Genomic DNA, 25,410 nt, shown 5'->3' with positions numbered 1-25,410 from the left:
GCCTCCCCCGTTCGCATTTCGGCCGCGGCCGGGGTCGGTCGGGGCCGGTTCAGTTGGTGATGTTGTAGGTGCCGACGGTGCAGACGTCGATCTTGTCGGTCATCTCGTCGCCATCCTCGAACTTCACCAGGAAGTCGAACATGCAATAGCCGGTGCCATCGTTGAAATCGATGGTGACCGAGCCGCCGGGGGGCAGCACATCCTTGCCGAGGATGTCTTCCTCCCAGTTGTCCGAGCCGCTGTTCGAGCCGTAGAACTCGGTGATCGTGTAGCCGGACTTGTTGTAGACCGTCAGCTTGCGGTCCAGCGCGAAGCTGGCGCCGGCAGACAGGGTGAGAAGAACGAGGCCTGCCACAGTTGCGTTTCTGAAGTGCATGATGCTGCTGTGATCCTTTTGGAACGAAGTTCCCGGCTGCGCCGGGCCTGTCAGACGTGTTGAAAATCCGTTCGCCCGCCCCGGGAACGGCAGGCCGAAAAGCTCCGACCCTCACGCAAGTGTGACCGAAAGTCGCCATTTCGCAAGAGGGCTGTGCATCATCGGCGTGGCGGCGTTGCCGCAGCGTCACGCCCGGGCGGGATCAGGCGGCGCCGCCGCCGCGCGCCGCGTCGAGGAAGGCCTCGAAGGCGCGCAGCGTGACCTCCGAGACGTGGTGCTCGAGCCCTTCGGCATCAAGCTCGGCGGTTTCGTTCGGCACGCCCACGGCGACGAGCAGGTCGACCACCACCCGGTGCCGCGCCCGCACCCGTGCCGCCAGCGCCGTCCCGGCCGCGGTCAGGAACACGCCGCGATAGGGGCGCGAATTCGCCAGCCCCTCGCGCTTCAGCCGCGCCACTGCCTTCGTCGCGGTCGGATGCGTCACCCCCATCCGTGCCGCGATGTCGGTGATTCGCGCCTCGCCCATCTCCGCGGTGAGGTCGTCGATCATCTCGGCGTAATCCTCGAGCACCGCCATCGACTGGGCGGCGCGGGCCTGGCTGAAACGCGCGGAAGGGTCGGGCGCTGCCCCGGCGGCGTCGGTCTGGATCGCTTCGGTCATGGGTTCCTCCGGTCTGGAACACTTTACAGCCTCGGCTTTACTTTGAAAACCATGTGAAAGGTCGCGGCGGGGAAGGAAGCCATTTGACAGAAGTGTAGCCGAGGCTTTAAATTCCGGCCGGGCAGTCCAGAAGAGCAGGGAGCACCATGGAACCGAGCGACAGGCTGACGCGACGCACGCAGACGGTGATGACCGCCGCGATCCATGGCCGGATGCGCGGACCGCGGGTGTGGCTGGTGTTCCTCGGACCGGCGGTGATTGCCTCGGTGGCCTACATGGACCCGGGCAATTACGCGACGAACATCCAGGCGGGCGCGGGCTATGGCTATGCGCTGCTCTGGGTGGTGCTGTTCGCCAACCTGATCGCGATGCTGTTCCAGGCACTCTCGGCGAAGCTCGGTATCGTCACCGGCAAGAACCTCGCCGAGCTCAGCCGCGAGCATCTGCCGAAGCCCCTGGTGATGGCGATGTGGGCGGTGAGCGAGGTGGCGGCGATGGCCACCGACCTCGCCGAGTTTCTCGGCGGTGCGATCGGGCTGTCGCTGCTTCTGGGCATTCCGCTGCTGTGGGGCATGGCGATCACCGCCGTCGCCACCTATCTGATCCTGACCTTCGAGGCTTTCGGCTTTCGCCCGATGGAGATCATCATCGGTGCGCTCGTGGGCGTCATCGGCCTTTGCTACCTCGCCGAGGTGCTGATCGCGCCGATCAACTGGGGCGATGCGGTGCATGGGCTGGTGACGCCCGGGCTGCCCGATCTTGGCGCGCTGACGATCGCCGTGGGGATCATCGGCGCCACGGTGATGCCACATGCGATCTATCTGCATTCCGGGCTGACGCAGCACCGCGCGCGGGTGCGCAACGACACCGAGCGCCGCGCCGTGCTGCGGTTTTCGAACATCGAGGTGATTGTCGCGCTCTCGGTTGCCGGCATGGTGAACCTGGCGATGGTGATGATGGCGGCCTCGGCCTTCCATCAGGGCCATGCCGAGGTGGCCGAGATCGAGACCGCCTATCACACGCTGACACCGCTTCTGGGCGCGGCTTCGGCCGGGGTGTTCCTCGTCTCGCTGATCGCCTCGGGGATCTCCTCCTCGGTGGTCGGCACGATGGCGGGGCAGATGATCATGCAGGGCTTCCTGCGGATGAGCATTCCGCTGTGGCTGCGCCGGGCGGTCACCATGCTGCCGGCCTTTGCCGTGGTGCTCGCCGGGGTGAATGCCACCGAGGCGCTGGTGATGAGCCAGGTGGTGCTGTCGATCGCGCTGCCGGTGCCGATGCTGGCGCTGCTGTGGCTGACCGCGCAGCGCTCGGTGATGGGCGATTTCGTCTCGAGCCTGAAGGTGCGCATTGCGGCCGGGGGCGGGGCGCTGGTGGTGCTGTGCCTGAACTTCGTGCTGCTCGCCCAGGCCTTCGGCCTGCCGATCCCGTTCCTTCAGTCCTGACCTTGCCCTTCGCCGCGGCCCCTGCCAGACAGGGGCAAAACGGAGGGCAGACATGGCCAAGATGATCCATTCGATGATCCGCGTTCTCGACGAGGCGCGCGCGCTTGCGTTCTACGAGGCGGCCTTCGGGCTGGGCGTGGCCGAGCGGCTCGACTTTCCCGAGTTCACGCTGATCTATCTGGCAAATGCGGAAAGCACGTTCGAGCTCGAGCTGACGGTGAACAAGGGCCGCACCGAGCCTTACGATCTGGGCAACGGCTATGGCCATCTGGCGGTGTCGGTCGCCGATGTCGCGGCCGAGCATGCGCGGATGGAGGCGGCGGGGCTTGCCCCGCGCAAGATCGTCGATTTCGCCCCGGCGGGCACGGTGATCGCGCGCTTCTTCTTCATCGCCGACCCGGATGGCTATCAGATCGAGGTGCTCGAACGCGGCGGGCGCTATCTGTAAGGCCCGGCGGATGCAGACGGCGTTGCGTGATGCTCTCTTCGTTCTGCGCTGCACGCTGGCGGCGGCGGCGGCCTATCTGATCGCGCTGTGGCTGGGGCTCGATTACCCGTCCTGGGCTTCGGTGAGCGCGATCATCGTCACCCAGGAGCGGATCTCCGACACCCGCAGCGCCACGCTGCAACGGCTCGCCGGCACGCTTGCCGGGGTGGTGACGGCGATGGTCACCGGGATCGCGCTCGAGCAGCTGCACTTCGGCACGGTGGTGCAGATGTCAGCCGGCGTCGCGATTGCCGCCTGGATCGCGCGGAAATGGCCGCAGCTGAAGGTGGCGATGTGGACGGTGCCGATCGTCTATCTCTCGCATGCGGCCGATCCGCAGCCGCTTGTCGACGGGCTGTGGCGCGGCGCCGAGGTGCTGGTGGGCGGGCTGACCGGCGCAGCGATCCATTTTCTTGTCGATGCACTCTTCCGCCGCCTGATGCCGGCGCAGGCCGGGGCGGGGGGGACGATCGCGCACCCCGTGTGAGAGCCGGGTTTCGCCTCGCTGGTGTGAGGCGACCCGCCGGGGGCGCTGCCCCCGGACCCCCGGAGTATTGGGGCCAAGAAAAAGGGGGGGGCGGGACTGCGCTGGAAGAGTGCTTCTGGGCGGGCTTGCATCCGCCAGGTGTTCATGAAATGTTCCGGCCTGTAGTGTTCGGGAAAGGGACAGGATGATCAGGGGAAGCTGCTGTTGCGGCGCGGTTCAGTTCGAGCTGCTCGCCGTGCCGTCGATGATGGGGACATGTCACTGCTCGCGCTGCCGGAAGGTGGGGGCGAGCACGATCGTCTTCGTGAAGCGCGACGATCTGCGCTGGCTTCGGGGCAGGGAGCTGGTCGCGCGCTATCAGCCGGAGGCGCCCTACAAATATGGTCGCTGCTTCTGTTCGCTGTGCGGCACCTCGCTGGGCGAGATCCTGTCCGAAGAGGAGAGCTTTCCGATCGCGGCGAATGCGCTCGATACCGAGACCGGGCTGCGCAACCAGTTCCACGAGTTCACCTCGGAAAAGCCGGGCTGGTACGAGATCTGCGATGGTGCGCCGCAATCCGAGGGGCATCCGGTGCTGTGACGGGCTCCGGGGCCTGTCGGAACGGGGGCGGGATTCTCAGAGGTGCCGGGTGATTTCGGCGACGGCCTCGGGGACCGGCTGCCGGGCGGTGTCGAGCCGCAGATCCGCTTGCGTCCACGGCGTGTAGTCGCGGCGGACCACCTTGGCCCAGTCGGGCGGGGTGAGGCCGGGCACGTCGATCTTGCGGCTTTCGACGCGGTGGCGGTGCAGGGCGGGGTCGGAGCAGGTCAGCTCGACGCCAAGCAGCCGCACCCCGGCCCGCTGTGCTGCGGCGGCGAAGATCTGCCGGGTGATCTCCCAGGGATTCACGCAGTCGATGATCGTCGTGTGGCCGAGTCCGAGGTTTGAGGCCGCCAGCGCTGCCGCGATATGATAGCTTTCAGGCCCGATGTCGCGGTCGGGGTCGTGTGCCCAGATTGCCGCGTCGATCTCGTCCACCCGCAGGTAGACCGCGCCGGTCGCGACGGAGAGAGCGCGGGCGAGGGTGCTCTTGCCGGTGCCGGGCAGGCCGGCGAAGGAGATGAGAACTGGCACGTCGTGCTCCTGATCGTGGCCGGGATGGGGCCCCGACGGGTGGATGCGACCTCCCTACAAGGCGCGCCCCATGCCGATGCAAAAGGCCCCCTTGCGGGGGCCTTCGTCATTGCGATGCCGTTTGGCTCATTCCGGCAGGATGCGCACGCCGCCCTTGGCCGCCGAGGAGGCGAACATCGCATAGGCCTTGAGTGCGGTCGAGACCTGGCGCGGGCGCGGTGCGGCGGGTTTCCACGGCAGCGGGCCCTTGGCGGCGCGGCGCGCGGCGAGCACCGCCTCGTCGACGGCGAGATTGATCGTGCGGTTCGGGATGTCGATCTCGATCGTGTCACCGGTCTCGACGAGGCCGATCAGCCCGCCTTCCTCCGCCTCCGGCGAGACGTGGCCGATCGAGAGGCCCGAGGTGCCGCCCGAGAAGCGGCCGTCGGTCAGCAGGGCGCATTTCTTGCCGAGCCCCTTCGACTTCAGATAGCTCGTCGGGTAGAGCATTTCCTGCATCCCCGGGCCGCCGCGCGGGCCCTCGAAGCGGATCACCACGACCTCGCCCTCATGCACCTTGCCGGTGAGGATGCCCGAGACAGCGTCGTCCTGGCTTTCGAAGACCTTGGCCGGGCCCGAGAATTTCAGGATCGAGTCATCGACGCCCGCGGTCTTCACGATGCAGCCGTTCAGCGCGATATTGCCAAACAGCACCGCCAGCCCGCCATCCTTCGAGAAGGCATGGTCGAGGTCGCGGATCACGCCCGCGGCGCGGTCGCGGTCGAGCGCCTTGTAGCGGTTGCCGGTCGAGAACGCCTGCGTGGTGCGCACGCCGCCCGGCGCGGCGCGGTAGAATTCCTCGACGCCGGGGTCGTTCGCCGTCATCACGTCCCATTTCCGGATCGCCTCGCCGAGGCTGTCGCTGTGCACGGTGCGCACGCCCATGTGCAGCAGGCCGGCGCGGCCCATCTCGCCCAGAATGCCCATGATGCCGCCGGCGCGGTGCACGTCTTCCATGTGTACGTCCTGCTTCGCCGGCGCGACCTTGCACAGGCAGGGCACCTTACGGCTGAGCCGGTCGATGTCATCCATGGTGAAGTCGACGCCGCCCTCGTGCGCGATCGCCAGCAGGTGCAGCACGGTGTTGGTCGAGCCGCCCATGGCGATGTCGAGGCTCATCGCATTCTCGAAGGCCTCGAAGGTGGCGATGTCGCGCGGCAGCAGGCCCTTTTCCTCGCCCTCGTAATGGCGCTTGGTGATCTCGACGATCTTGCGCCCGGCCTCGAGGAACAGCTCCTTGCGGTCGGCATGCGTCGCCAGCATCGAGCCGTTGCCCGGCAGCGCAAGGCCAAGCGCTTCGGCCAGACAGTTCATCGAGTTCGCGGTGAACATGCCTGAGCAAGAGCCGCAGGTCGGGCAGGCGTTCTTCTCGAACTCGTCGACCTGCGCATCGGTATAGGCGTCGTCCGCCGCCACCACCATCGCGTCGACCAGATCGACCGCGTGCTCGAGATCGTTCACCGTGACCTTGCCTGCTTCCATCGGCCCGCCGGAGACGAAGATCACCGGGATGTTCAGCCGCATCGCGGCCATCATCATGCCGGGGGTGATCTTGTCGCAATTCGAGATGCAGACCATCGCGTCGGCGCAGTGGCCGTTCACCATGTATTCGACCGAATCCGCGATGATCTCGCGCGAGGGCAGCGAGTAGAGCATCCCGTCGTGGCCCATGGCGATGCCGTCGTCGATGGCGATGGTGTTGAATTCCTTGGCGACGCCGCCCGCAGCCTCGATCTCGCGCGCGACCATCTGGCCAAGGTCCTTGAGGTGGACGTGGCCCGGCACGAACTGGGTGAAGGAGTTGACGACCGCGATGATCGGCTTGCCGAAGTCGCCGTCGGTCATGCCGGTGGCGCGCCAAAGGCCACGCGCGCCGGCCATGTTGCGGCCATGGGTCGATTTGCGGGAACGGTAATAGGGCATCTGGCTTCCTCCGGGACCTCTCGCGCCGCGTGGCGGCTCGGGCCGTCTTAGCGCAGGGAATGTGGAAATGCCAACGCACAAAGGGTCAGAAACGCTGCCCTGCCACTCAGGGATGGGGGTGCAGGTGCGGGTGGGCGTGCAGGTGCGGATGGGTGTGGATCTCGGCCTCGGTCAGGCGACCGCCCGCGATCAGCAGCGCGCGGGTGGCAAGCTCGGCGACGAAGCCCTCGTCATGCGAGACAAGGATCATCGCGCCGTCGAACCCCGCCAGTGCGGCGCGCAGCCGCGCCCCGTTCGCGGCATCGACGCCGTTCGTCGGCTCGTCAAGCAGCAGCACCTCGGGGCGCATGGCGAGCAGGCCGGCAAGGCAGACCAGCCGCTTCTCGCCGCCCGAGAGCCGGTGCGTGACACGCTCGGCAAGATGGGCGATGCCAAGCGCGGCGAGCGTGTCGCGGCCGCGCGCCTCGGCCTCGCGGAGCGTGCAGCCGGTGTTCAACGGGCCGAAGGCCACGTCCTCGAGCACGGTCGGGCAGAACAGCTGGTCGTCGCTGTCCTGAAACAGGAAGCCGATGCGCGGGCGGGCGGCGCGGAAATCGGCCTCGGTCGCGCAGTCCTGCCCGAAGAGCCGCACGCGGCCCGAGGCGGGGCGCTCGAGCCCGACGAGGGTGCGCAGAAGCGTGGTCTTGCCGGCCCCGTTCGGCCCGACGATCGCCAGCCGGTCGCGCCGGCGCAGGCTCAGCGACACGGCGTCGAGCACCGGGGTCTCGCCGCGCGACACGCGCACATCGCTGAGGGTGAGAAGCGGGATCATAGCCGGTCGAAGAGCAGGGTGGTGGTGGCAAGGCAGGTCAGCAGCGCAAAGCCGGTCCAGTCGCGTGCGGTGGGGGCGGCGAGGGCCGCATGGGGGAAGCGGCCCGAGAAGCCGCGCAGCCGCATTGCCTCCTCGACCCGGCGGGCGCGGTCGAGGGCGCGCACCAAGAGCATGCCGATCAGGTTGCCGAAGCTGCGCCAGGTGTGGCGGTCGGTGCGGGCGCGAAAGGCGCGGGCGCGCATCGCCTCGCGCAGGCGCCGCGCCTCGTCGCCGATCAGGCCGAGATAGCGCAGGGTCAGCACGAAAAGCCGCACCAGCGGCTCGGGCAGGCGCAGGGCATGGAGCGCGGCGCCAAGGCGGATCGGCTCGACGGTGCCGAGAAGGGCGAGCAGCACCAGCGCCGCGGTGCTGACCTTGGCGGCCAGAAGCGCCGCGCGGGCCAGCCCCTCGAGGCTTGCGCCGAGCGGGCCGAGGCTGAACAGTGGCGCGCCCGGCACGGCGAAGGGCAGGGTGAGCAACAAGAGCGCCACGAAGCCCTCGACATGGCGCAACCGGCGCCACAGCGCGGGGCCCGGGCGGGCGGCAAGGGCGAGGATCAGGGCGAGTGCGAGCGCGGCCAGCGCCGGGCCGAGATGGGCAAGCTGCGAGGCGACAAGTACCAGCAGGACCGCCGCCAGCAGCCGCAGCCGCAGATCGGCCGGGATCATCGGCGTCTCCCGCGCAGGAACAGCCCGATGCCGGCCAGCCCGATGATCAGGAAGATCCCCGACATCACGTCGGTCAGGCGCAGGCGGGCATCCATCGCTTCGATCTGTTCCTGCAGCGGCTCGACCTGCCGTTGCACCGCAGCCTCGACGAGGGCAGCAAGCGCCGCATCGTCGCGGGCCGGGGTGGCGGGGGCGGCGGTCACCACGCCCGCGGCGGCGAGCGAGGCGCCGGCCGCGGGGCCGGCGCTGCCGGACCCCGCGGCCTCGGCTCTGCCCTCGAGCCGCGCGGCGGGCAGCACGGCCTGCGCGATATGGCCTTCCTCGGTGTTGACGATCACGGTGATGTCGCCCGCGCCCTGGGGCGGGGTGAAGCGATAGCGGCCCTCGGCGTCGGTCTTGCCCTCGGCTAGCGTGGCGCCGGTCGCGTCCTGCGCCACCCAGCCGGTGCCCTGCGCCCGGCCGCCGCCGACGAAGAAGGCATAGCCGGTGACCTCGGCCCCGGCGACGGTGGCAAAGACCTTGAGCTTGTGCGCCGCGGCGGGCGAGGCGAGCGCGATCAGCAGGGCGAGGGCAAGGGGGATGCGGGTCATGCGGCGGGCCTCAGGGCGTCGGGCTCGACCCGGGCGAGGAAGCCGACCACCGCGGCGGTGATCGCGGCCTCGACCAGGGCGAGGGGCAGATAGGTGGCAAGCAGCACGCTTGCCACCGGGGCATAGGCGGGGGAGGAGAGCGCAAGGCAGGCGGCGACCAGCCCGCCGGTGCCCAGAACCGACAGCGCGCCGACGATGGCGGCGAGCGCGGCGCGCAGGCCGGGGCGCGTCGTGCGGCGGATCGCCGGGCCAAGGGCAAGACCCAGCACCACGCCGGGCAGCGCGATGTTGACCGTGTTGACGCCGAGCGTGGTCAGCCCGCCGAACCCGAACAGCAGCGCCTGCAGCACCAGCCCGACCAGCACCGAGAGAAACGCGCCGCTGCCCAGCATCACCCCCATCAGCCCGGCCAGCAGCAGGTGCACGCTCGAGGGCCCGACCGGCACCGAGATCAGCGAACCGGCGAAGAAGGTGGCCGACAGGATCGCGGTGCGGATGATCGCGCGGTCGTCGATCTGGCGCAGCGCGAGCGCGACGCCGCCTGCTGCCAGCACCGCGCCGCCGATCAGCACCGGCGCCGCCAGGATCCCGTCGGGGATATGTGCCATCAGTTGCCGCCCATGTCGGTCGCCCTCACCCAGATCAGCCCGCCTTCCTCGACCGGCACCTCGGTGCCGTCGGGCGATGCCATCGGTGTATCGCCCTCGACGAGCGCCGCAAAGCCCCACCAGCCGGCGCGCGGCATCACATAGCTGAAGGTGCCATTCGCGTCGGCCTTCAGCACCTGGGTAATGAAATCGTCATTCGGCGGCACGACCGTGCCGTCGTTGACGAATTCGACCTCGACCTCGGCGAAGGGCACCGGCTTGCCGGCCTTCATCACCACGCCGGTGAAGGCGTTGCCGGTCCACAGCCCGTTCGGGCGGGCCAGCGGCGCGATCTCGACCGGCAGGCCGACCATCGCGTCCCAGCCCTCGCCCGAGGCATAGGAATCGACCACCACCTTCGCGTAATGGACGATGAACTTGCCCTCGGCGGGTTCCCAATAGGGCTGCGGCGCGACCCAGACCACTGCGGCGCCGGGCTCGGTGAGATCGGCCTCGGCGCTCCAGGCGGGGGTGCCGCCCACGGGCGCGGCGCGCAGCGCCGGCAACAGGTCGGTTTTCTGCCCGTTCATCACCATGCCGAAGCCCGCGGGTTTCTGCATCGCCATCACCGGGCCGCCCTCGACCGGATGGGTGAAGACGAGGTCGAAGGTGACCTTGCCGCCCTCGGGCAGGACATCGGCCGAGGGCAGGATCTCCTGGAAATGCGCGGCGGCAGGGGAGGCGGCCAGCATCAGGGCGAGCGGAAGCAGCGGGAGGAGGCGGGTCATGGCGAGTCCTGAAGTATGCGTTTTTTGAAAGTTATGCATACCGAGCCCGGCAGGGCAAGGCCGAAGCCTGCGCCGCTTCTGTTCGCCGCGCCCGGGTGCTAGGCTGGTCGCGACAGACGGAGGCAGGATGCAGCGCACCACGATCACGCTTGACGACGACCTGGCGGCAGAGCTTGACGCCCATCTCGCCCAGACCGGCGCGCAAAGCCGGTCAGAGGCGATCCGCGACCTGTTGCGCCGGGCGCTGGCGGCGCGGCCGGGGGCGCCCGAAGAGGCGGAATGCTTCGGCACGGTGAGCTATGTCGTCGACCCCTCGGTGCGCAGCCTCGCGACGCGGCTGCCGCAGGGGCGGCTCGACCGGCACGACCAGACGGTGGCGGCGCTGTCGGTGCCGCTTGACCATCGTCATGCGCTCGAGGTGGCGGTGATGCGCGGGCGGGTGGCGGAGGTGCGCGCCTATGCCGAGGCGCTGTTCCTCGAACGCGGCGTGCTGCACGGCACGCTCGGGCTGATCCCGGTGGCCGAGGACGCGCATCACCACCATGTGCACGAGGGCGGCGGCAACCACGCCCACAGCCATCTGCGGGTGCTGGCGAGCTTCTAGGCCGCCGTCTCAGCCGCGGTGGCAAGGGCGAGCCCGTCGACGACGGCGGTGAAGGCGTCGCCCTGCTGCATCGTGGCATGCGGGAACAGCCGCGCCGCCTCTTCCGTCACCAGATGCATCAGGCTGGCGCCGCCGACGAAGACGACGCGGGAAACATCCGCGGGCGTCAGCCCCGCAAGGCGCAGCGTCTCGGCCATCGCCTCGGTCAGTTCGGCGCGGTAGCGGGCAAGCGCGGCATCGAGCGAGGCCGGCGTCACGTCGCAGGCAAGCCGCGGCTCGACGAAGCCGAGCGCGATGCGGGCCGCCTCCTCGCGCTTGTTCGCGGCGATCTTGCCCTTCTCGACGGCGAAGGCGATCTCGTGGCCGAGCTCTTCCTCAAGCACCGTGGCAAGGCGCTCCATCGGCTTGCGCTCGACCGCGACGCGGACCATGCCGGCCACCATCCGCCGGGTCTCGGGGGTGTAGAGGAAGGGGATCTTCGCCCAGGTCGAGAGATCGACATAAAGCGCCTGCGGCACCGGCAGTAGGCCCGAGCCGAGCTCGCGCCGCAGGCTGCCGCCAAGGCCGAGGGCCGGCATCACATGGGCCATCGACACCGCATGGTCGAAATCGGTGCCGCCCAGACGGATGCCGTGGCTGGCGATGATCTCGGGCCGGGCGCCGGTGGTGCGGAACAGGGTGAAGTCGGAGGTGCCGCCGCCGATGTCGACGACGAGCCCGGTCTCGCCCGCCGCGGCATTGCCGGTGCTGGCCAGCGCCGCCGCCTCGGGCTCGGGCAGGAACTCGACCGCCTCGAAGCCCGCGGCCAGATAGCAGGCGCGCAGGTCATCCTCGGCGCGGCGGTCGCGCGCGGGGTCGTTGGTGTGGAAATGCACCGGTCGGCCCGAAAGCGCGCGGGTGAAGCGCAGCCCGCTCGTCGCCTCGGCGCGGCTGCGCAGCTCGATCAGGAAGGCGGTGATGATCTCGGCCACGCTGCGCCGCTTGCCGCCGATCAGCCGCGGTTCGTTCAGCAGCGAGGTGCCGAGCACGCTTTTCAGCGCGCGCATGTAGCGCCCCTCGGTGCCGGCGATCAGCGCTTCGGCCGCCGCTGCGCCGATCCGCATCGGCCCGCCGTTTGCCGGGAAGAAGACCGCGGTGGGCAGGGTGTCGGCGCCGGTCTCGATCGGGATGCGGCGCGGCAGGCCACCCATCAGCACCGCCGCGGCGGAGTTCGAGGTGCCGAAGTCGATGGCGAGGGGGAAATCGGGCATGGCGCGGGCTCCGCTGGAAGGGCGCCTCGCCTACCCCGTTTCCGCCGCGGGTGCAAGCGGCTCAGACCTCGTCGTCGCGCTCGGCCAGCGGCCAGTAGAAATCGGGCGGCAGCCCGGCCTCGGCGCGCTTTTCCTCGTTGAAGGGGGGCTTCAGTGCGCCGTGGAAGTATTTCCGCACCAGCCCGTGGAAGGTCTCCTTCGGGTCAAGTTCGTGCCGGCCGCACAGGAAGTGGAACCACTTCGAGCCATAGGCGACGTGGCCGACCTCTTCGGCATAGATCGTCTCGAGCGCGGCGATCGCATCGGGCAGCCCGGCCTTGCGGAAGATCTCGATCATGCCCGGGGTGACGTCGAGCCCGCGCGCCTCGAGCACCATCGGCACCACGGTCAGCCGCCCCATCAGATCCTCGGCGGTATCCTCGGCGGCGCGCCACATGCCGGCATGGGCCGGCAGCTCGCCATAGAACGAGCCGAGCGTGCCGAGGCAGGCGTTCACCAGCCGGAAGTGGTTCGATTCCTCGTCGGCCGCCTTCACCCAGTCGTCGTAAAAGCCCATCGGCATCGGCGTCGCGGTGAACCGCGCGAGGATGTCCCAGTGCAGATCGACGGCATTCAGCTCGATATGGGCAAGCGCATGCAGCAGCGCCTTGCGCCCGGCCTCCGAGCCCGGTCGGCGGCGCGGCACGTCGCGCGGAGCGAGCAGCTCGGGCCGCTCCGGGCGGGCGGGGCGCAGCGGCGGCGTGGCGGTGCCGACCGGCATCGGCGTGCCGGCGGCGCGGGCATCGAACCAGGCCTTGGCATGGGCGCGCGATTTCGCCGTTTTCTCCATCGCATCGGCGGTGGTCAGCACGTCGACGGCGCAGGCGGCCAGGCTTTCGGGGGTGGGGAAGGGCGTGTCGGTCATCGCCGAGCCATAGCGCAGCCGGGCGCGCCGGGCCAGAGCCCGCGCGCCGCGCCGCTGCAGTCAGAGGTCAGAACAGCAGCTTGTAGCTGTTGCCGAGGGTGTCGGTGGCGGTGCCGGTGCCGCTCTTCGTGCCCGAGCCCTGAATGAAGCTGCCCTGAATCCGGGTGCCGTCCTCGCACACGGCGTAGATCTCGCCGCGGTTGACGCCGCCCACATCCTCGGTCGCGTTCTTGTACTTGCCACCGGTGTCGCGGATCGTCAGCGACAGGCCGCGCTCGTGCGAGGTGACCTTGGGGGTGACCGAGCTCCAGGTGCCTTCGCATTTCAGCTTCGGCGTCGGCAGGCGGAAGTAGAGCTGCCCCGAGGAGGTGTCGATATTGGTCGCCTTGGCCGCGATGACGATCGAGGAATCGGCATCGGCGATCGGCCCGGCGATCGGGTAGAACTGCATCTCCCCGTTCTTGCCGCCGCAGGCGGCGAGGGGAAGAAGCGCGAGGAGGACGAAAGCGCGACGTTTCACGGCGAATGTCTTTCGGTCTGGACCCGCTCCGATTCCGGGTTGCGCGGCCCGTCTTTTGGCGGGCGGTGCCATCCGGTGCCGGGCAGGCGGGCGGCCGGGGCGGTCCGTGCCGCGGCCATGTTCTGCAATGCATTGAACACGCCTGGCTTCTTTTGTCCTGTAGAACAAGGGCCAAGCGCGTTGCGCCGCTACGTATGACAAGGCGGCATTCCGAGTGCAAGCGCGTTTTTCCGGTGCCAAATGACGTTGGCGTGCGCTGCTGCGCGCGCCCCGGATGCCCCCTGCGGTGCGTCATCGCCGCGAAGACACCGGCGAGGAAAAACGGCGAGACCCAACCAAAATTCCAAATGAACATACTTTAGTATATACACGAGAAGATTTGGTTCGTATCTTATCCATAACGCGCCAGGGTGGCGGCAGGCGACTCAGTCCACGCCTTCCTGGTCGGTATCGGAGTGGGGGCACTCTGTGAGGTGAGGCATCAAATGTTCGAATATCCTAATGGAATGATCGACAGAGACACCGCTGTTCCCCGGCGCCAGGCGCGGCAGGCCCGCCCGTCGCTGTTCTACTGGGGCGGGCGCGAGCGCCAGGTCTCGCGTCTGGGCTATATCTCGGCCTATTGTCCCCGGGGGCTGTCGCTGTTTTTCGGCAAGGCCGGCGACGTCTCCAGTTGCGTGAACGACTGGGTGCGGCGGATGGGCGGCAATCTGATGCTCACCGATCTCGAGAGCACCTCCGAGCGGCGGCTGCGCCGAAGCGTGCACCGGGTCGACTTCTGCCTCGTCGATGAAAGCTCGATCGGCGATGTCTGCCAGGTGGTCGAGCAATGCCTGTTCCTGCGCCGGGCGGTTCCGAACATGCCGCTGCTGCTGCTGTCCTCCTCGGTCAAGGATGACGATTTCAGCACCGAGAGAATGGCGATCTGCGACGCGACGCTGCGCACGCCGCTTTCGCGGGCGGCCTTTTCCTACGGGCTGCATGCGGCGAAACACAACAACGCGCATTACCTTCGGTCGCTGGTGGACGCGGCAGCGTGGGCCTGACGCGCCGGCCGCGGCCGTGAGACTGCCTCGGTCGGCCGCGTCAGGCGGCCGCCTTTTTCTTGCGTATTCATTCAAGTGTCCTCCCGAATGGCAATGACCTGCATGTCCGAACAGCCCGTCTACGAGTCTGCCGCGCAGGCCGCGGCCGGAACCAGCAGCTATCCTCCTGTCAAAGAGATCCGCAGGATGGCGCGGGATCTGCGTGCCGAGGGCCGCTTCCTCGATGCCGCGAAGGTCTATGGCGTCGCGGCGAAATGCGATCCCGACGGAAATGCCGGCCTGTTCATGGCCTACAGCCTGCGCGATGCGGGCGATGACCTGACGGCGCGCCGCGCCTTCGAGCATTATGCGCTCCATCACCCCGCCGATTTCGACGGCCAGGTCGCGCTCGGGCTGTTCCTCAAGCAGCGCGGCGAATACGAGGCGGCGATCGCGCCGTTGCGCACGGCGCTGCAGCTGCGCGAGGACATCGCGACCCGGAACACCTACATCTCCTGCCTCGGCCGCTCCGGCCATCAGGAAGACGCCCGCCGCGAGGGGCTGACAAACCTGCGCGACAAGCACCGGCACGCGCTGGACTGCGCGCGCCAGAGCCCCTTCGCCCAGGCCGGTCTGAAACCCGGCGGGCGCGGCTTCGACCCGGAACATCCCGAGCGCAACATCATCGCCTTCTCGCTCTGGGGGGACCGGCCGGAATATGTGACCGGGGCGATCGTCAACGCGCAGATTGCCAAGCATCTGTATCTGCGCTGGACCGCACGGTTCTATTGCGACCGCAGCGTGCCCGCCGACGCGATCGAGGCGCTGAAGGCCTATGGCGCCCAGGTCGTGATGATGGACGATCCCGATCTTGCCGGGCTCCGGCCGATGTGGCGCTTCTTCGCGTCGGACGACCCGGGGGTGAATGTCTTCGTCTGTCGCGATGCGGATTCGCGCCTGAATGCGAAGGAGCTTCTTGCGGTTTCGGACTGGCTCGGGTCGGGCAAGCGGTTCCACGTGATGCGCGACCATGTCCTCCATCACGAACTGATCCTTGCCGGCATGTGGGGCGGCACCGCCGGGGTCCTGCCCAACATCCGCGACTATCTTCTCGGCGCCAAGGGATATCACGACAACAGGTTCATGGATCAGGCGTTTCTGGGGGAACAGGTCTGGCCGATGATTCTCGACGACGTGCGGGTGCATGACTCGGTCTTCGGCTTCCCCGAAGCCGCGGGATTTCCTGCCGGATACGAGCTGCCCGGCGCCATCCATGTCGGCGGCGGCGTGAAACGGATGCCGCATTGGGCCAAACTCATCCACCTGCCCGGATGAGATGGCCGCGCCGTTTCCTGCGGGTCACAGCATCACACCGATATCGCGCCCCGGAGAGGCGAAGCGTTGACACCTCGCGCCGCTTCACTCACGAGGGGCGCGAAAGACGCGACAGAGATCCGAGGAGCAGAGACGATGCACATTGACCGCAAAACCAAGGGGGCTTGTGTTGGTCTGCTCGGCGGGGCCGCCCTGCTGTCCTGCGCGGTGATCGCACCGCTTGCCGAGGCGCGCAGCTTCGACGCCGTGGCGGTGCACGGCACCCGGATGGTCTCCGACGATCAGCTCAAGGCCTCTTGCGGCATCGCGCCCGGCACCGATTATTCCGCCGATGATCTGCGCCAGATCGAGACCTGCCTGAAAGAGTCGGGCGTGTTCAGCGCGGCCAAGGTGACGGCGGATGGCCGGACGCTGGTGGTGGATGTGCAGGAAAAGCAGCTGCGTCCGGGGCGGGCGAGCTTCGGCATCGCCTATGACAGCGAGGACGGGGTCGTCGGCTCGGTCTTCTTCGAGCGCTACAACCTGTTCCCGAACACCTATGGCTCGATCGACATGCGCCTTGGTGCGGAATCGCAAAGCCTCGAGACCAATGCCTATTACAGCGGCGACACGCCCGGTCGCCTGGACTTCGGGCTGGATGCGGCCTTCCTGAACACCGAGTATGACGACCAGAGCTTCGGGCACCGCAGCGCCCGGATCGAGGGCTACCTCGCCCATGTCGACCCGGTGCTCGGCCGGTTCGAGGGCGGGCTCGGCTATCGCCGCGACTCGCTGGAGAATGTCGACAGCGACGCGAGCGCCCTGATCCGCGCGGAAGAGGGGTCGGTGGTGCGCCCCTATCTGAGGTTCAGCTATTCCGTCCATTCGGACGAGTCGGTCTCGACGCTTGCCGCGCCGGCCTATTCGTTCCGCTTCGACCAGTATTTCTGGAACCTCAGCGACGAGCATGCATTTGCCGACAGCCGGGTCTCGGCGCAGTCGAGCGTTCCGCTCAGCCCGGATACTCTGGTGATGTTCAGCTTCCAGGGCGGGGCGCTGTCCCAACAGGGCAGTGCGGCGACGCGGATCGTGGACCGCTATCAGGCCGGCGGGGCGATGTTCCGCGGCTTTGCGCCGCGCGGCATCGGCCCGAAGGACGGCAAGGACTTCCTCGGCGGCAACTACTATGCGGTCGGCAGCATCGACGTGCAGCATTCGGTCGGCGAGGTGTTCCATACCCCGACCCGGATCGGCGCCTTCGTGAGCGCGGGCTCGGTCTGGGGGCTGAATGACACGCTGGGCGGGATGATCGACGATGGCAAGAACCTGCGCAGCTCGGTCGGTGTGACGCTGACCTTCGACGTGCATGGCTCGCCGCTGTCGATCTACCTGGCGAAGGCGACCGAGAAGGAAAAGGGCGACGACACCCAGAGCTTCGGGCTGAGCTTCTCGACCCGGTTCTGAGGCGGCAATCTCCGGAGGCGGCCCGCGGTCGCCTCCCGGCGGCCGCTTGGGCGGTTCAGAGCAGGTTGCGGTCGCGCGAGGCGATCACCGCCTGGGTGCGGTTGCTGACCCCGAGCTTGCGGCAGATCGACTTCACATGCATCTTGACCGTCTGCTCGGCGAGGTTCAGCGCCGTTGCGATGTCACGGTTCGAGCGCCCTTCCGCCAGATGCTCGAGCACACCGAACTCGCGATCGGTCAGCGGATGTTCGAGCGAGTCGCGCGCCGTGTTGCGGTCATTCAGCAGCTCGAGCGGCACGTATCGCTCGCCCGCGGCCATGAAACGGATCGCATTCGCCAGCGACTTCAGCGGCATGGTCTTCGGCACGACACCGGCGCCACCGCGCCCGAGAACCTCGTCGACGAGATGCGCCGTCGGATTGCCGGTGAGGATCGCGACCGGCTTTCCGCCATTTGCGGCAAGGGCGCGGTCGAGCCCCTCGAGCCCGTTCATCCCGGGCATCTGCAGGTCGAGCAAGATGATGTCGAACGGTCCCTGTGCGCCGATCAGCGCGAAGGCGCCGTCGAAGTCCTGCGCGGTGCTCAGCTCCATGTCAGCGGTCTGCCCCACGAACATCTGGAACATTTCCAGGATCATCGCATGATCGTCGGCAATGAGGAGATGCAGTTTGTTCTCAGGTGTCATTCGGTGCGTCGCCCCTTTTCCTCGTCGAGCCATATAACGTCATCGCGAAACAACAAGTAGGGATTTTCTGCGGAGCTGCGAACAGCGGCGCTCACCGCCCGGTCGGCGACGGGCCCGGCGGTCCGCCATCCTTCAGCGCTGTCCGGGTCTTTTCGATCGCCTCGGCAAGCTCGCAGTATCGGGGCGCGAGCGCGCCATTCTCCCGCCCGGTGTCCTGAATCCGGCGCAGGCAGGCCTCGACCAGGCGCAGCCCGGTGATGCCGCACGAGCCGACCGAAGAATGCAGCTGGGCGCGTGTCGTCGCCCCGAAGCCCTGGTCCTGCAGCGCCCGCAGGGTTTCCTCGGCCTCGTCGAGGGCGCGGCCCATGAACCGTCTTGCCCCCTCTGCGCCAAGATCGGTCAGCAGTTCCTGCACGATCGCGTCGCTGAACAGCGCGACACGCTGAGCCGGCGATGACGGCACGGCCGGGCTTTGGTCCATGGGGGGCTCCGATGATCTGAGGTCGTGGATTTCATGCGCAACACGGGTCAGAAGCTGCGCCGCGGGCAGGGGCTTGGGCAGCAGCAGGCGGATCCCCGCCTCGGCGCAGGCGGCGCGCGTCTCGGCGTCGTCCTGCGCCGAGAAGCCGATCAGGCGCGGCCGGCCGCGCCGTTCGCGCAGCCGCAGCCGCCGGGCGATCGACAGCCCGTCGAGCCCGGGCAGGACGAGGTCGAGCAGCACCGCGTCGAATGCCGGCGCGGCGGTTTCGGCCAGAAGCAGCCCGGCCATGCCGTCGGCGGCGGTGCTGACCAGGGCCCCGGCGCGGCGGAAGGCCTGCGCCAGCCAGTCGCGGACGACCGTATTGTCCTCGATGATCAGGATGCGGGCGCCGGCGAGGTCGTGGGGCGGCGCGGCGGGCGTCGCCTCCGCCGGGGCAAGCTCGGCCGCCTCGGGCAGCGCGAAGGAGAGGGCGATCGCCTCCTCCCCCGGGCGCGACAGCAGGTCCCAGCTGCCGTGCAGGATCTGCCCCGCGGCGTGCATCAGCCGCACCCCCTCCGAGGTTTCGGCGGTTCCCCGGGTCAGCCCTTCGAAGAGGGCCCGCGGGATCGTGCCCGCCTGCTGCCATTGCTCGAGGGTGATCGTCCAGAGGCCGGGACGATCAAGCTCCATCCGCAGCCTGATCCGCCGCAGGCCCGCGCCATGCCGCACGGCATTGCCGATCAGGTTCTGCGCGAGCAGGCGGAAGATCGGTTCCGGCCCCTGCACCTCGGCCCGCCGCGGCGGCGGCTCGAAGACGAGGGGGACCTGCCGGGACTGCGCCAGCGGCTGCAGCATCGTCACCACCGCCGCGATGGTGGTGGCCGGATCGAAGGCGCAGGACAGCTCTGCGAGCGTCTCGGCGCGCGACAGCGCAAGAATGTCGGTGATCCGGTCGAGGGCCGTGCGGGCGGCCGCGGAAAGGGCGGGGGCCTGTCCTTCGGTCGTCGCCAGCAGCGCCTGCAGCGGGCTGCGCAGGTCATGCACCGCAAACCGGCGGATCAGGCGGTAGGCCTCGGCCTCGGGCGTGGGCCGGTCCGCCCGGAAAAGATAGACGCGCTGACCGGTCCTGTCGTCGAGCGGCAGGCAGATCAGCTCTGCCCCGGCCGCGTCGGGCAGGGGCCGGCGCAGATAGAGCGGGGCGTCGCGCATCGCCGCGCGCAGCGCCGGCGGCAGCTCTGCGCCGTGCGACCAGTGGCGCAGCAGGGCGTCGCCGGCCGGGTTGGCGAAAAGCGCGTCGCCGCTGTCGCTCAGCAGCAGCAGCGCGCGATCGTCTGCAGCTTCGGCATGCGACAGGGTGTCGATCAGGTTCTTCAGCGACGGGTTCTCTGTGAGCGCCACAGCGACAGCCTTTCCGGGCGGAGGGACGGGGCAGATACCGGATTCGCGCACGACTGAGGGCCGGGCGCAATCCCGCACCGCACATGTGCACCGGGGGGCCGGGTGCAGCGGGCGCGGATCAGTCTGCGGTGCCGAAGAACTGCTGCGCGATCAGCCGGGTCTGATCGAAGCTCAGCGGCTTTTCGACGGCGAGGTTCGCGCCCGCCGCCTCCAGCCGCTCGCATTCCGATCCGAGCGTCGAGGCGGTGATCCCGACGACCGGCACCGAGGGCGAGATCCGGCGGATCTCCTCGACCAGTTCGCTGCCGGTCATGCCGGGCAGAAGCTGGTCGACGAAGATGATCGAGGGCTGTGCGGCGCGAAAGCTCGCCAGCGCCTCGACCCCGGTCTCGACCCAGGTGACGGTGCCGAACAGCCGGCGCAACCGGTTCGCGGTCAACTCGCCCACCAGCTTGTTGTCCTCGACCAGGAGGGCGGATTTCGATGCATAGGGAACACTGTCTTGGGTCATTTCTTGCCTCGGTTCGTCGGTTTCCGGCTCTTCACGCAGCAGCCGGACGGGATGGGTCATGACGAAGCAGGCGCCCGGCCGGACCGCCTCGTCGAGCCAGAGCTTGCCGCCGATCATGCCGATGGACTTGCGCGCGTAATAGAGCCCGAGCCCCGGGGTCGCGTCGCCGGTGCCCTCGTTGCCCGCGGCGCGGAATGCCTCGAAGATCCGGCCGCGCGCCGCTTCGGCGATGCCGGTTCCGTCGTCGCGCACCATCCAGGTCACCGTCGCCGTGTTGCCCTCGCCCGGGGTGAGGAAGGAGCTGATCGTGACCTCGGTGCCGTGCGAATGCACAATCGCATTATGCACGAGCTTCGACAATGCGACGACGATGCGCACCGGCGCGCCCTGCAGCAGCAGTTCGGAGTCCTGCGACTGGTCGAGGCGCAGCCGCATGTTCGCGGCCGAGCTGCTGAACGTCTCGAGGATCTGGAAGCCGATTTCGGCGAGGGTGAAGATCTCGCCCCGGCCCTGGCTGTCGGTCTGTGCGCGCAGGTTTTCCATGATCCCGGTCAGCCGCCGGACGGTGCTTTCCATGCTGATGCCGATCTCGTCCCAGCTCGATCCGGCCTTCATGTCCTCGACCAGCATGGCAAGGATCGCGACCGGGGTGCGCAGCTCGTGCGAGGCGACGGCCAGCAGGTGCTCCTCGCGGCTGCGCGCCTCGACGAGGCTGGCCTCGCAGGCCTGAAGCCGGTCCGCCAGGCTGCGGTCGGATTGCTCGGCGGCGAGGCTGAGCCAGATCTGCCCGTCCTCGCGCGACAACACCCGCGCCCGCATCAGCGTGGGGGCCTCGCCGGGGATGGTGATCGTCAGCGGGGTCGGGTCCCCGCTGTCGGGCAGGGAGGAGGCCGGGGCGTTCAGCCGGCGGAACAGCTCCATCAGCGGCGGCAGCTCGGCATGGGCGAAGAGGTGCGAGAACGGCACGTCGCGCAGATCGGCCTCGCGCGACAGCGGAAAGCTCATCAGCCGGCGGTCGAGATCCAGCACGGCGAGCCAGCGGCCCTCGTCCGCCTGAAAGCGGCGCCCGGCGCCGGCCGCTGCCAGCCCGTCCCCCATCCCCCATTGCGCGAACCGGTTCAGCGCCACGAACACCATGATGAAGGCGGCGATCGCCGCAAGCTCGGGGATCGAGCTGCCGATGTCCGGGACATGGTCCGTCATCTCGCCAAGCGCGGCGCAGCTCGCCGCCGCGCAGGCCGCTGCGGCGCGGGCGGTGCGCAGCACGCTGACCAAAAGCAGCATCATCGCGGAGGCCAGCAAGGCGACGATGGCGGGGACCGTGCCCGGTGTGACGCTGGCGAGCTTGAGCGCGGCCGGGAGCAGGGTGAAGAGCCCGAGACCGAGTGCGGCAATCGTCCCGGCCGATCCCCGGCCGACGCGGTCTTGCCGGGCGAGGGCGTAGCCGGTGAAGTTCCGCACCGTGAGGATGCACAGGGCGATCAGTTCGGCGTGCAGGGCGGAGCTGATGTCGACGGGCACGTTGAACAGCATGAGTTCGAGCAGAAGCACCGCAATCGCCACGACGGCGATTGCCTGCCAGCCGAGGGTGAAGCTCAGGAACCCCGGCGATCGATCCGGCTCCGTCCGCGTTTCGCCGAGGCTCGGCAGGCGCTCGTTCAGCCCGAGCGCGCCCAGCCCGAGGACCGCGCCGAGAAGCATGCGCTGCAGCCCGCCCTCGGCGAGCGGCGACACCACCGGCAGGAAGCGGAGCGCCATGACGAGCCCGAGCCCCGCCGTCGCCGCCAGCGCCCCGCGTCCGGTCAGCGCGCGGCGGCGGTATGCGGTCAGCACGGTCAGGCCGAAGGCGCAGCTGAGCGCGAAACCCGCAAGTCCCGGCTGTTGCCAGATCTGCGCCGGCAGGAAGCCCGCGCCGAGCAGCGCCAGCAGCGTGAGCGCGAGCCCCTGCCCGGCACCGGCGCCGTTCTGTTCCGGGGTCGAGGTGCCGTGCCGCCAGAACAGCGCCCGGCCAGCTCCGCGTGTCGTCGTGCTCATCACACCATTCCCATGATACGAAGGATTGCCGGGGTCAGCAGCAGCAGCAGCAGCGGCGGCACCGTGAACGCCATGGTGCCGAGCGTCATCTTCGTCGGCAGGACGTTGGCCCTGCTCTCGACCTTGCGCAGCCGCTTGTCCCTCAGGTCGTCGGTGTAGACAATCAGGATCTGCGCGACCGGCGTGCCCATCCGGACCGTCTGCACTAGAGCATTGCCGAGTGCGCCGATGTCCTCGTTCTCGGTTTCGGCGGCGATCCGGCGGAAGGCCTCGCCGCGGTCCATGCCGGCAAGGATCGCCTCGGCGGCCCAGTCGAGATGCGCGGCAAGTTCCGGGTGCACCGGATGCAGCTCGCGTGCGGTGCGGATGATCGACTGGTCGAGCGACTGGCCGGCCTCCATGCAGATCTGCAGCAGGTCGAGGGCGTCGGGCAGGGCCTTTTCCAGGCGCTGCTTATAGGCTTCCTGGCGCGCGCTGATCCACAGTGCGGGAAGCATATAGCCGATGCAGAAGGCCGCCGTGCAGGCGGCGATGGTCATCGTCGAGAACTCCGGCGTGTCGCCCCGGAACCAGGTCAGCCCGAGATATCCGGCGGCGAAACCAAGCGCCCCGGCGACGACCTTCGACAGGTTGAACAGCGGAACCGCACTCGGGTTGGTGAAGCCCGCCTGCGCCAGTTGCCGCTGCAGCGGCGAGAAATCGCCGGTGAGGAAGGGGAGCGTCTCGGCATCGTCTGCGCCGACGGCGGTTTCGGCGCGCGGTGCAAGGCGCCACAGGAGCAGTCCGCTCAGCAGCAGTGCCTCGCCGATCGCAACCCCGAGTATGGCCAAGTTTTCCATCCGGCCCTCAGGTGTCGAAGCGCACGATGCGGCGCATGAAGAGGATATTGAGCACGAGCAGGAGGACCACGGCGGTGAGAACCGGCACGGTCAGGTGGTGGTCCTTCATCGGCGCGAAGTAGTCCGGCGCCAGCAGCCAGATGCCGCCGGCGGCGACCACCGGAAAGCCCGACAGGAACAGGCCAGACCATTTCGCCTCGGCGGTGATCGAATCGATCTTGCGCCGCAGCTGGATGCGCGAGCGGGCCAGCGTCGAGAGCTTCTCCACGAGGCTGGCCAGATTGCCGCCGGTTTCGCTCTGGATCGCGACCGCCGCGGCGAGGAAGCGCAAGGTCTGGTTGTCGCAGCGCTGCGCGAGTTCCTCGAGCGCCTGGATCGTGTCCTTGCCGAAGTTGATCTGGTCCGCGGTGAAGGCGAATTCCGATCCGAGCAGCCCGGGCGTGTCCTCGGCGAGGGTGCGGATGACGACGCTGATCGGAATGCCGATCCGCAGGCTGCGCACCGCGATGTCGAGAGCATCGGGCACGCTCGCCTCGATCTCGCCTTGCAGCTTGCGCGCGTGCCAGCGCGGCAGCGCCGCCGCGGCGGCGCCAAGCGCGAGGGCGCAGGCGAGCAGGCTCCACCAGACGCCGATCTGCAGCAGGCCGATGCCGAGCGGCAGGATGACCCCGCACAGCGAGAGCGCACCGATCACGATCAGCCGGCGATGGTCATGCCACAGCCGCATTCCCGGCAGCGCGCTGCCGGCCGTGCCGCGGGAGGCGACCGGGTCGCTGATGCGCAGCGGCGCGGGCCGTCCGGGGGCCGCGGCCGGGGCGGTGGCGGCCGGGGTGCCGGAGAACCGCTCGAGCACGCGCCGGCGCAGCCGGCGGTAATCGGTGATGACATAAAGGCACAGCGCCATCACCAGCAGCACACCGCCGGTCATGAACAGGCCGAGAAGCAGCATTGATCCGCCCATCAGCCTTCTCCGCTGTAAAGGGAATCGGGCAGGCGGATGCCCCAGCGGCGGAATCGCTCGGTGTAATACGAACGCACGCCCGAACCGAGGAACCGGCCCTCGACCCGCCCCTCGGGGGTGATGCTGTCGTGGCGGAAATAGAACAGCTCCTGCATCGAGATCACGTCGCCCTCGCAGCCGACGATCTCGGTGATCGAGACGACCTTGCGCGAGCCGTCCTGCATCCGCTCGACCTGCACGATCAGGTTGACGGCCGAGGCGACCTGCCGACGCAGCGCCGCAAGCGGGATCTCGAGCCCCGCCATCAGCACCATGCTTTCGAGACGGCTGGTCGCGTCGCGCGCCGTGTTCGCGTGGATCGTGGTCATCGAGCCGTCGTGGCCGGTGTTCATCGCCTGCATCACGTCGATCGCTTCCTCGCCGCGGGTCTCGCCGACGATGATCCGGTCGGGACGCATCCGCAGCGCATTGCGCAGGCAATCGCGCTGGGTCACGGCGCCCTTGCCCTCGACATTGGCGGGCCGGCTTTCCATCCGGCCGACGTGGCGCTGCTGCAGTTGCAGCTCGGCGGTATCCTCGATCGTCAGGATCCGCTCGCGCTTGCCGATATAGGCCGACAACGCGTTCAGCAGCGTCGACTTGCCGGAGCCGGTCCCGCCCGAGACGATGATGTTCAGCCGCGCCTGCACCGCGGCGCGCAGATAGCTGGCCATCGCCTCGCTGAGCGAGCCGAACAGCACCATCTGCTCGAGCGTCAGCTTGTCCTTGCGGAATTTGCGGATCGAGACCAGCGTGCCGTCGATGGCGATCGGCGAGATCACCGCGTTCAGGCGCGAGCCGTCGGGCAGACGGGCATCGACATAGGGGGTGGATTCGTCCAGACGCCGGCCGGAACTGGCGAGGATCTTCTGCAAGATGCGGCGCAGGTGCGCCTCGCTCTGGAACTGGACGTCGGTTTCCTCGAGCATGCCGTTGCGCTCGACGATGACCATGTTCGGGCCGTTGATCAGGATGTCGGCGATGTTCTCGTCCTTCAGCAACACCTCGAGCGGACCAAGGCCCATGACCTCGTAATAGAGTTCGTCGACAAGCTGTTCGCGTTCCGAGCGGCTCATCGCCACCGCCGTGTTCGGGATCAGCTCGCGGACGATATTGCCGATCTCGATCTTGATCTCGGGCTCGCTCGCCTGCAGCAGCGCGGGCAGGTTGAAGGTTTCAAGCAGCCGCGCATGGGCCGCCTGGCGCAGCTCGCCGAGCTTGTGGCGCCGCTCGCGTGCCGCGTCGTCGCGCACCGTCTCGGCGGTGGGGACGGCCGGTTGCGATGCGGCCGGGGCGAGACCCGGCAGGGGAGGCGGCGACGTCGCGGATGAGGCGACGCCCGAATTCTGCTCGTTCTGCTCCTGTCGGAACTTGTCGAACATCGACA

The 25,410-nt window shown here is 68.7% G+C and carries 26 protein-coding genes; 8 read left to right on the top strand and 18 right to left on the bottom strand.

From position 1 onward, the window contains the following. Positions 1–49: 49 nt before the first annotated feature. A complete protein-coding gene (locus EOW66_RS06695) occupies positions 50–355 on the bottom strand; it encodes a hypothetical protein (RefSeq protein ID WP_239017522.1) in 306 nt (101 codons plus the stop codon). Between the two features lie 223 nt (positions 356–578). Further along, on the bottom strand, positions 579–1,037 hold the full coding sequence (mntR, locus tag EOW66_RS06690; RefSeq protein ID WP_128155652.1) for a manganese-binding transcriptional regulator MntR: 459 nt from the start codon (positions 1,035–1,037) through the stop codon (positions 579–581). Positions 1,038–1,183: 146 nt separating this feature from the next. On the opposite strand from mntR, the gene EOW66_RS06685 reads away from it, so the two are divergent. The 4 genes from EOW66_RS06685 (at position 1,184) to EOW66_RS06670 (ending at position 4,036) form a co-directional block, all read left to right on the top strand. Beyond that, complete coding sequence (locus tag EOW66_RS06685) at positions 1,184–2,482, top strand: Nramp family divalent metal transporter (RefSeq protein ID WP_128155651.1); 1,299 nt, start codon at positions 1,184–1,186, stop codon at positions 2,480–2,482. 52 nt (positions 2,483–2,534) lie between these two features. Further along, the gene (locus tag EOW66_RS06680; protein ID WP_128155650.1) at positions 2,535–2,930 is read left to right on the top strand and encodes a VOC family protein; all 396 of its coding nucleotides are present in this window, start codon (positions 2,535–2,537) and stop codon (positions 2,928–2,930) included. A 22-nt stretch (positions 2,931–2,952) separates the two neighbouring features. Beyond that, complete coding sequence (locus tag EOW66_RS06675; protein WP_206363671.1) at positions 2,953–3,456, top strand: FUSC family protein; 504 nt, start codon at positions 2,953–2,955, stop codon at positions 3,454–3,456. Between the two features lie 184 nt (positions 3,457–3,640). Beyond that, entirely contained in the window at positions 3,641–4,036 is a 396-nt protein-coding gene (locus EOW66_RS06670) for a GFA family protein (protein ID WP_128155648.1), read from the top strand. A gap of 36 nt (positions 4,037–4,072) precedes the next feature. On the opposite strand, the gene EOW66_RS06665 is transcribed toward EOW66_RS06670, so the two are convergent. The 7 genes from EOW66_RS06665 to EOW66_RS06635 all read right to left on the bottom strand — a co-directional run bounded on the left by EOW66_RS06665 (position 4,073) and on the right by EOW66_RS06635 (position 10,015). Further along, positions 4,073–4,570: an AAA family ATPase gene (locus EOW66_RS06665; RefSeq protein WP_128155647.1), complete on the bottom strand. Its 498-nt coding sequence runs from the start codon at positions 4,568–4,570 to the stop codon at positions 4,073–4,075. Between the two features lie 126 nt (positions 4,571–4,696). Then, positions 4,697–6,532 carry a dihydroxy-acid dehydratase gene (ilvD, locus tag EOW66_RS06660; protein ID WP_128155646.1) on the bottom strand — a complete coding sequence of 612 codons (1,836 nt, stop codon included), beginning with the start codon at positions 6,530–6,532 and terminating at the stop codon, positions 4,697–4,699. A 106-nt stretch (positions 6,533–6,638) separates the two neighbouring features. Then, entirely contained in the window at positions 6,639–7,343 is a 705-nt protein-coding gene (locus tag EOW66_RS06655; RefSeq protein WP_128155645.1) for an energy-coupling factor ABC transporter ATP-binding protein, read from the bottom strand. Next, entirely contained in the window at positions 7,340–8,050 is a 711-nt protein-coding gene (cbiQ, locus tag EOW66_RS06650) for a cobalt ECF transporter T component CbiQ (protein ID WP_128155644.1), read from the bottom strand. Before cbiQ ends, EOW66_RS06655 begins: the two co-directional genes overlap by 4 nt. After that, the gene (locus EOW66_RS06645; protein WP_128155643.1) at positions 8,047–8,640 is read right to left on the bottom strand and encodes a cobalamin biosynthesis protein CbiL; all 594 of its coding nucleotides are present in this window, start codon (positions 8,638–8,640) and stop codon (positions 8,047–8,049) included. The genes cbiQ and EOW66_RS06645 overlap by 4 nt, the downstream gene beginning before the upstream one ends. Beyond that, positions 8,637–9,248: a cobalt transporter CbiM gene (cbiM, locus tag EOW66_RS06640; protein WP_128155642.1), complete on the bottom strand. Its 612-nt coding sequence runs from the start codon at positions 9,246–9,248 to the stop codon at positions 8,637–8,639. The genes EOW66_RS06645 and cbiM overlap by 4 nt, the downstream gene beginning before the upstream one ends. Continuing rightward, complete coding sequence (locus tag EOW66_RS06635) at positions 9,248–10,015, bottom strand: DUF4198 domain-containing protein (RefSeq protein WP_128155641.1); 768 nt, start codon at positions 10,013–10,015, stop codon at positions 9,248–9,250. The genes cbiM and EOW66_RS06635 overlap by 1 nt, the downstream gene beginning before the upstream one ends. A 127-nt stretch (positions 10,016–10,142) precedes the next feature. Here EOW66_RS06635 and nikR point away from each other — a divergent pair, with 127 nt between their 5' ends. Beyond that, the gene (gene nikR / locus EOW66_RS06630; RefSeq protein ID WP_128155640.1) at positions 10,143–10,619 is read left to right on the top strand and encodes a nickel-responsive transcriptional regulator NikR; all 477 of its coding nucleotides are present in this window, start codon (positions 10,143–10,145) and stop codon (positions 10,617–10,619) included. Here nikR and EOW66_RS06625 read toward each other — a convergent pair. The 3 genes from EOW66_RS06625 to EOW66_RS06615 form a co-directional block, all read right to left on the bottom strand. Continuing rightward, positions 10,616–11,869: an Hsp70 family protein gene (locus EOW66_RS06625; protein ID WP_128155639.1), complete on the bottom strand. Its 1,254-nt coding sequence runs from the start codon at positions 11,867–11,869 to the stop codon at positions 10,616–10,618. The two genes, nikR and EOW66_RS06625, sit on opposite strands and share 4 nt — an antisense overlap. A 61-nt stretch (positions 11,870–11,930) precedes the next feature. Beyond that, entirely contained in the window at positions 11,931–12,773 is an 843-nt protein-coding gene (locus EOW66_RS06620; protein WP_128155638.1) for a ferritin-like domain-containing protein, read from the bottom strand. A 67-nt stretch (positions 12,774–12,840) separates the two neighbouring features. Further along, complete coding sequence (locus EOW66_RS06615) at positions 12,841–13,293, bottom strand: hypothetical protein (RefSeq protein ID WP_128155637.1); 453 nt, start codon at positions 13,291–13,293, stop codon at positions 12,841–12,843. A gap of 506 nt (positions 13,294–13,799) precedes the next feature. Here EOW66_RS06615 and EOW66_RS06610 point away from each other — a divergent pair. From EOW66_RS06610 to EOW66_RS06600, 3 genes are all read left to right on the top strand, one after another. After that, positions 13,800–14,339 carry a hypothetical protein gene (locus EOW66_RS06610; protein WP_128155636.1) on the top strand — a complete coding sequence of 180 codons (540 nt, stop codon included), beginning with the start codon at positions 13,800–13,802 and terminating at the stop codon, positions 14,337–14,339. A gap of 186 nt (positions 14,340–14,525) precedes the next feature. Further along, complete coding sequence (locus EOW66_RS06605; RefSeq protein ID WP_128155635.1) at positions 14,526–15,653, top strand: UDP-N-acetylglucosamine-peptide N-acetylglucosaminyltransferase; 1,128 nt, start codon at positions 14,526–14,528, stop codon at positions 15,651–15,653. 135 nt (positions 15,654–15,788) lie between these two features. Continuing rightward, complete coding sequence (locus tag EOW66_RS06600; RefSeq protein ID WP_128155634.1) at positions 15,789–17,096, top strand: BamA/TamA family outer membrane protein; 1,308 nt, start codon at positions 15,789–15,791, stop codon at positions 17,094–17,096. Positions 17,097–17,151: 55 nt separating this feature from the next. Here EOW66_RS06600 and EOW66_RS06595 read toward each other — a convergent pair whose 3' ends face one another. The 6 genes from EOW66_RS06595 to EOW66_RS06570 all read right to left on the bottom strand — a co-directional run bounded on the left by EOW66_RS06595 (position 17,152) and on the right by EOW66_RS06570 (position 25,405). Continuing rightward, positions 17,152–17,781: a response regulator transcription factor gene (locus EOW66_RS06595; RefSeq protein ID WP_128155633.1), complete on the bottom strand. Its 630-nt coding sequence runs from the start codon at positions 17,779–17,781 to the stop codon at positions 17,152–17,154. Positions 17,782–17,872: 91 nt separating this feature from the next. Next, positions 17,873–19,639 (bottom strand): ATP-binding response regulator, encoded by a 1,767-nt coding sequence (locus tag EOW66_RS06590; protein ID WP_128155632.1) that lies wholly within the window; start codon positions 19,637–19,639, stop codon positions 17,873–17,875. A 118-nt stretch (positions 19,640–19,757) separates the two neighbouring features. After that, on the bottom strand, positions 19,758–22,184 hold the full coding sequence (locus EOW66_RS06585; protein WP_128155631.1) for a response regulator: 2,427 nt from the start codon (positions 22,182–22,184) through the stop codon (positions 19,758–19,760). Continuing rightward, complete coding sequence (locus tag EOW66_RS06580) at positions 22,184–23,023, bottom strand: type II secretion system F family protein (protein WP_128155630.1); 840 nt, start codon at positions 23,021–23,023, stop codon at positions 22,184–22,186. Before EOW66_RS06580 ends, EOW66_RS06585 begins: the two co-directional genes overlap by 1 nt. A gap of 7 nt (positions 23,024–23,030) precedes the next feature. Next, positions 23,031–23,984 carry a type II secretion system F family protein gene (locus EOW66_RS06575; protein WP_128155629.1) on the bottom strand — a complete coding sequence of 318 codons (954 nt, stop codon included), beginning with the start codon at positions 23,982–23,984 and terminating at the stop codon, positions 23,031–23,033. Further along, the gene (locus EOW66_RS06570; RefSeq protein WP_128155813.1) at positions 23,984–25,405 is read right to left on the bottom strand and encodes a CpaF family protein; all 1,422 of its coding nucleotides are present in this window, start codon (positions 25,403–25,405) and stop codon (positions 23,984–23,986) included. The genes EOW66_RS06575 and EOW66_RS06570 overlap by 1 nt, the downstream gene beginning before the upstream one ends. Positions 25,406–25,410: the final 5 nt, after the last annotated feature.

It is taken from the genome of Paenirhodobacter huangdaonensis, from assembly GCF_004022465.1.
Taxonomy (GTDB): Bacteria; Pseudomonadota; Alphaproteobacteria; order Rhodobacterales; family Rhodobacteraceae; genus Rhodobacter; species Rhodobacter huangdaonensis.
The sequence above is the reverse complement of the archived record's forward strand: the minus strand, read 5'-3'. Positions and strand labels throughout refer to the sequence as shown.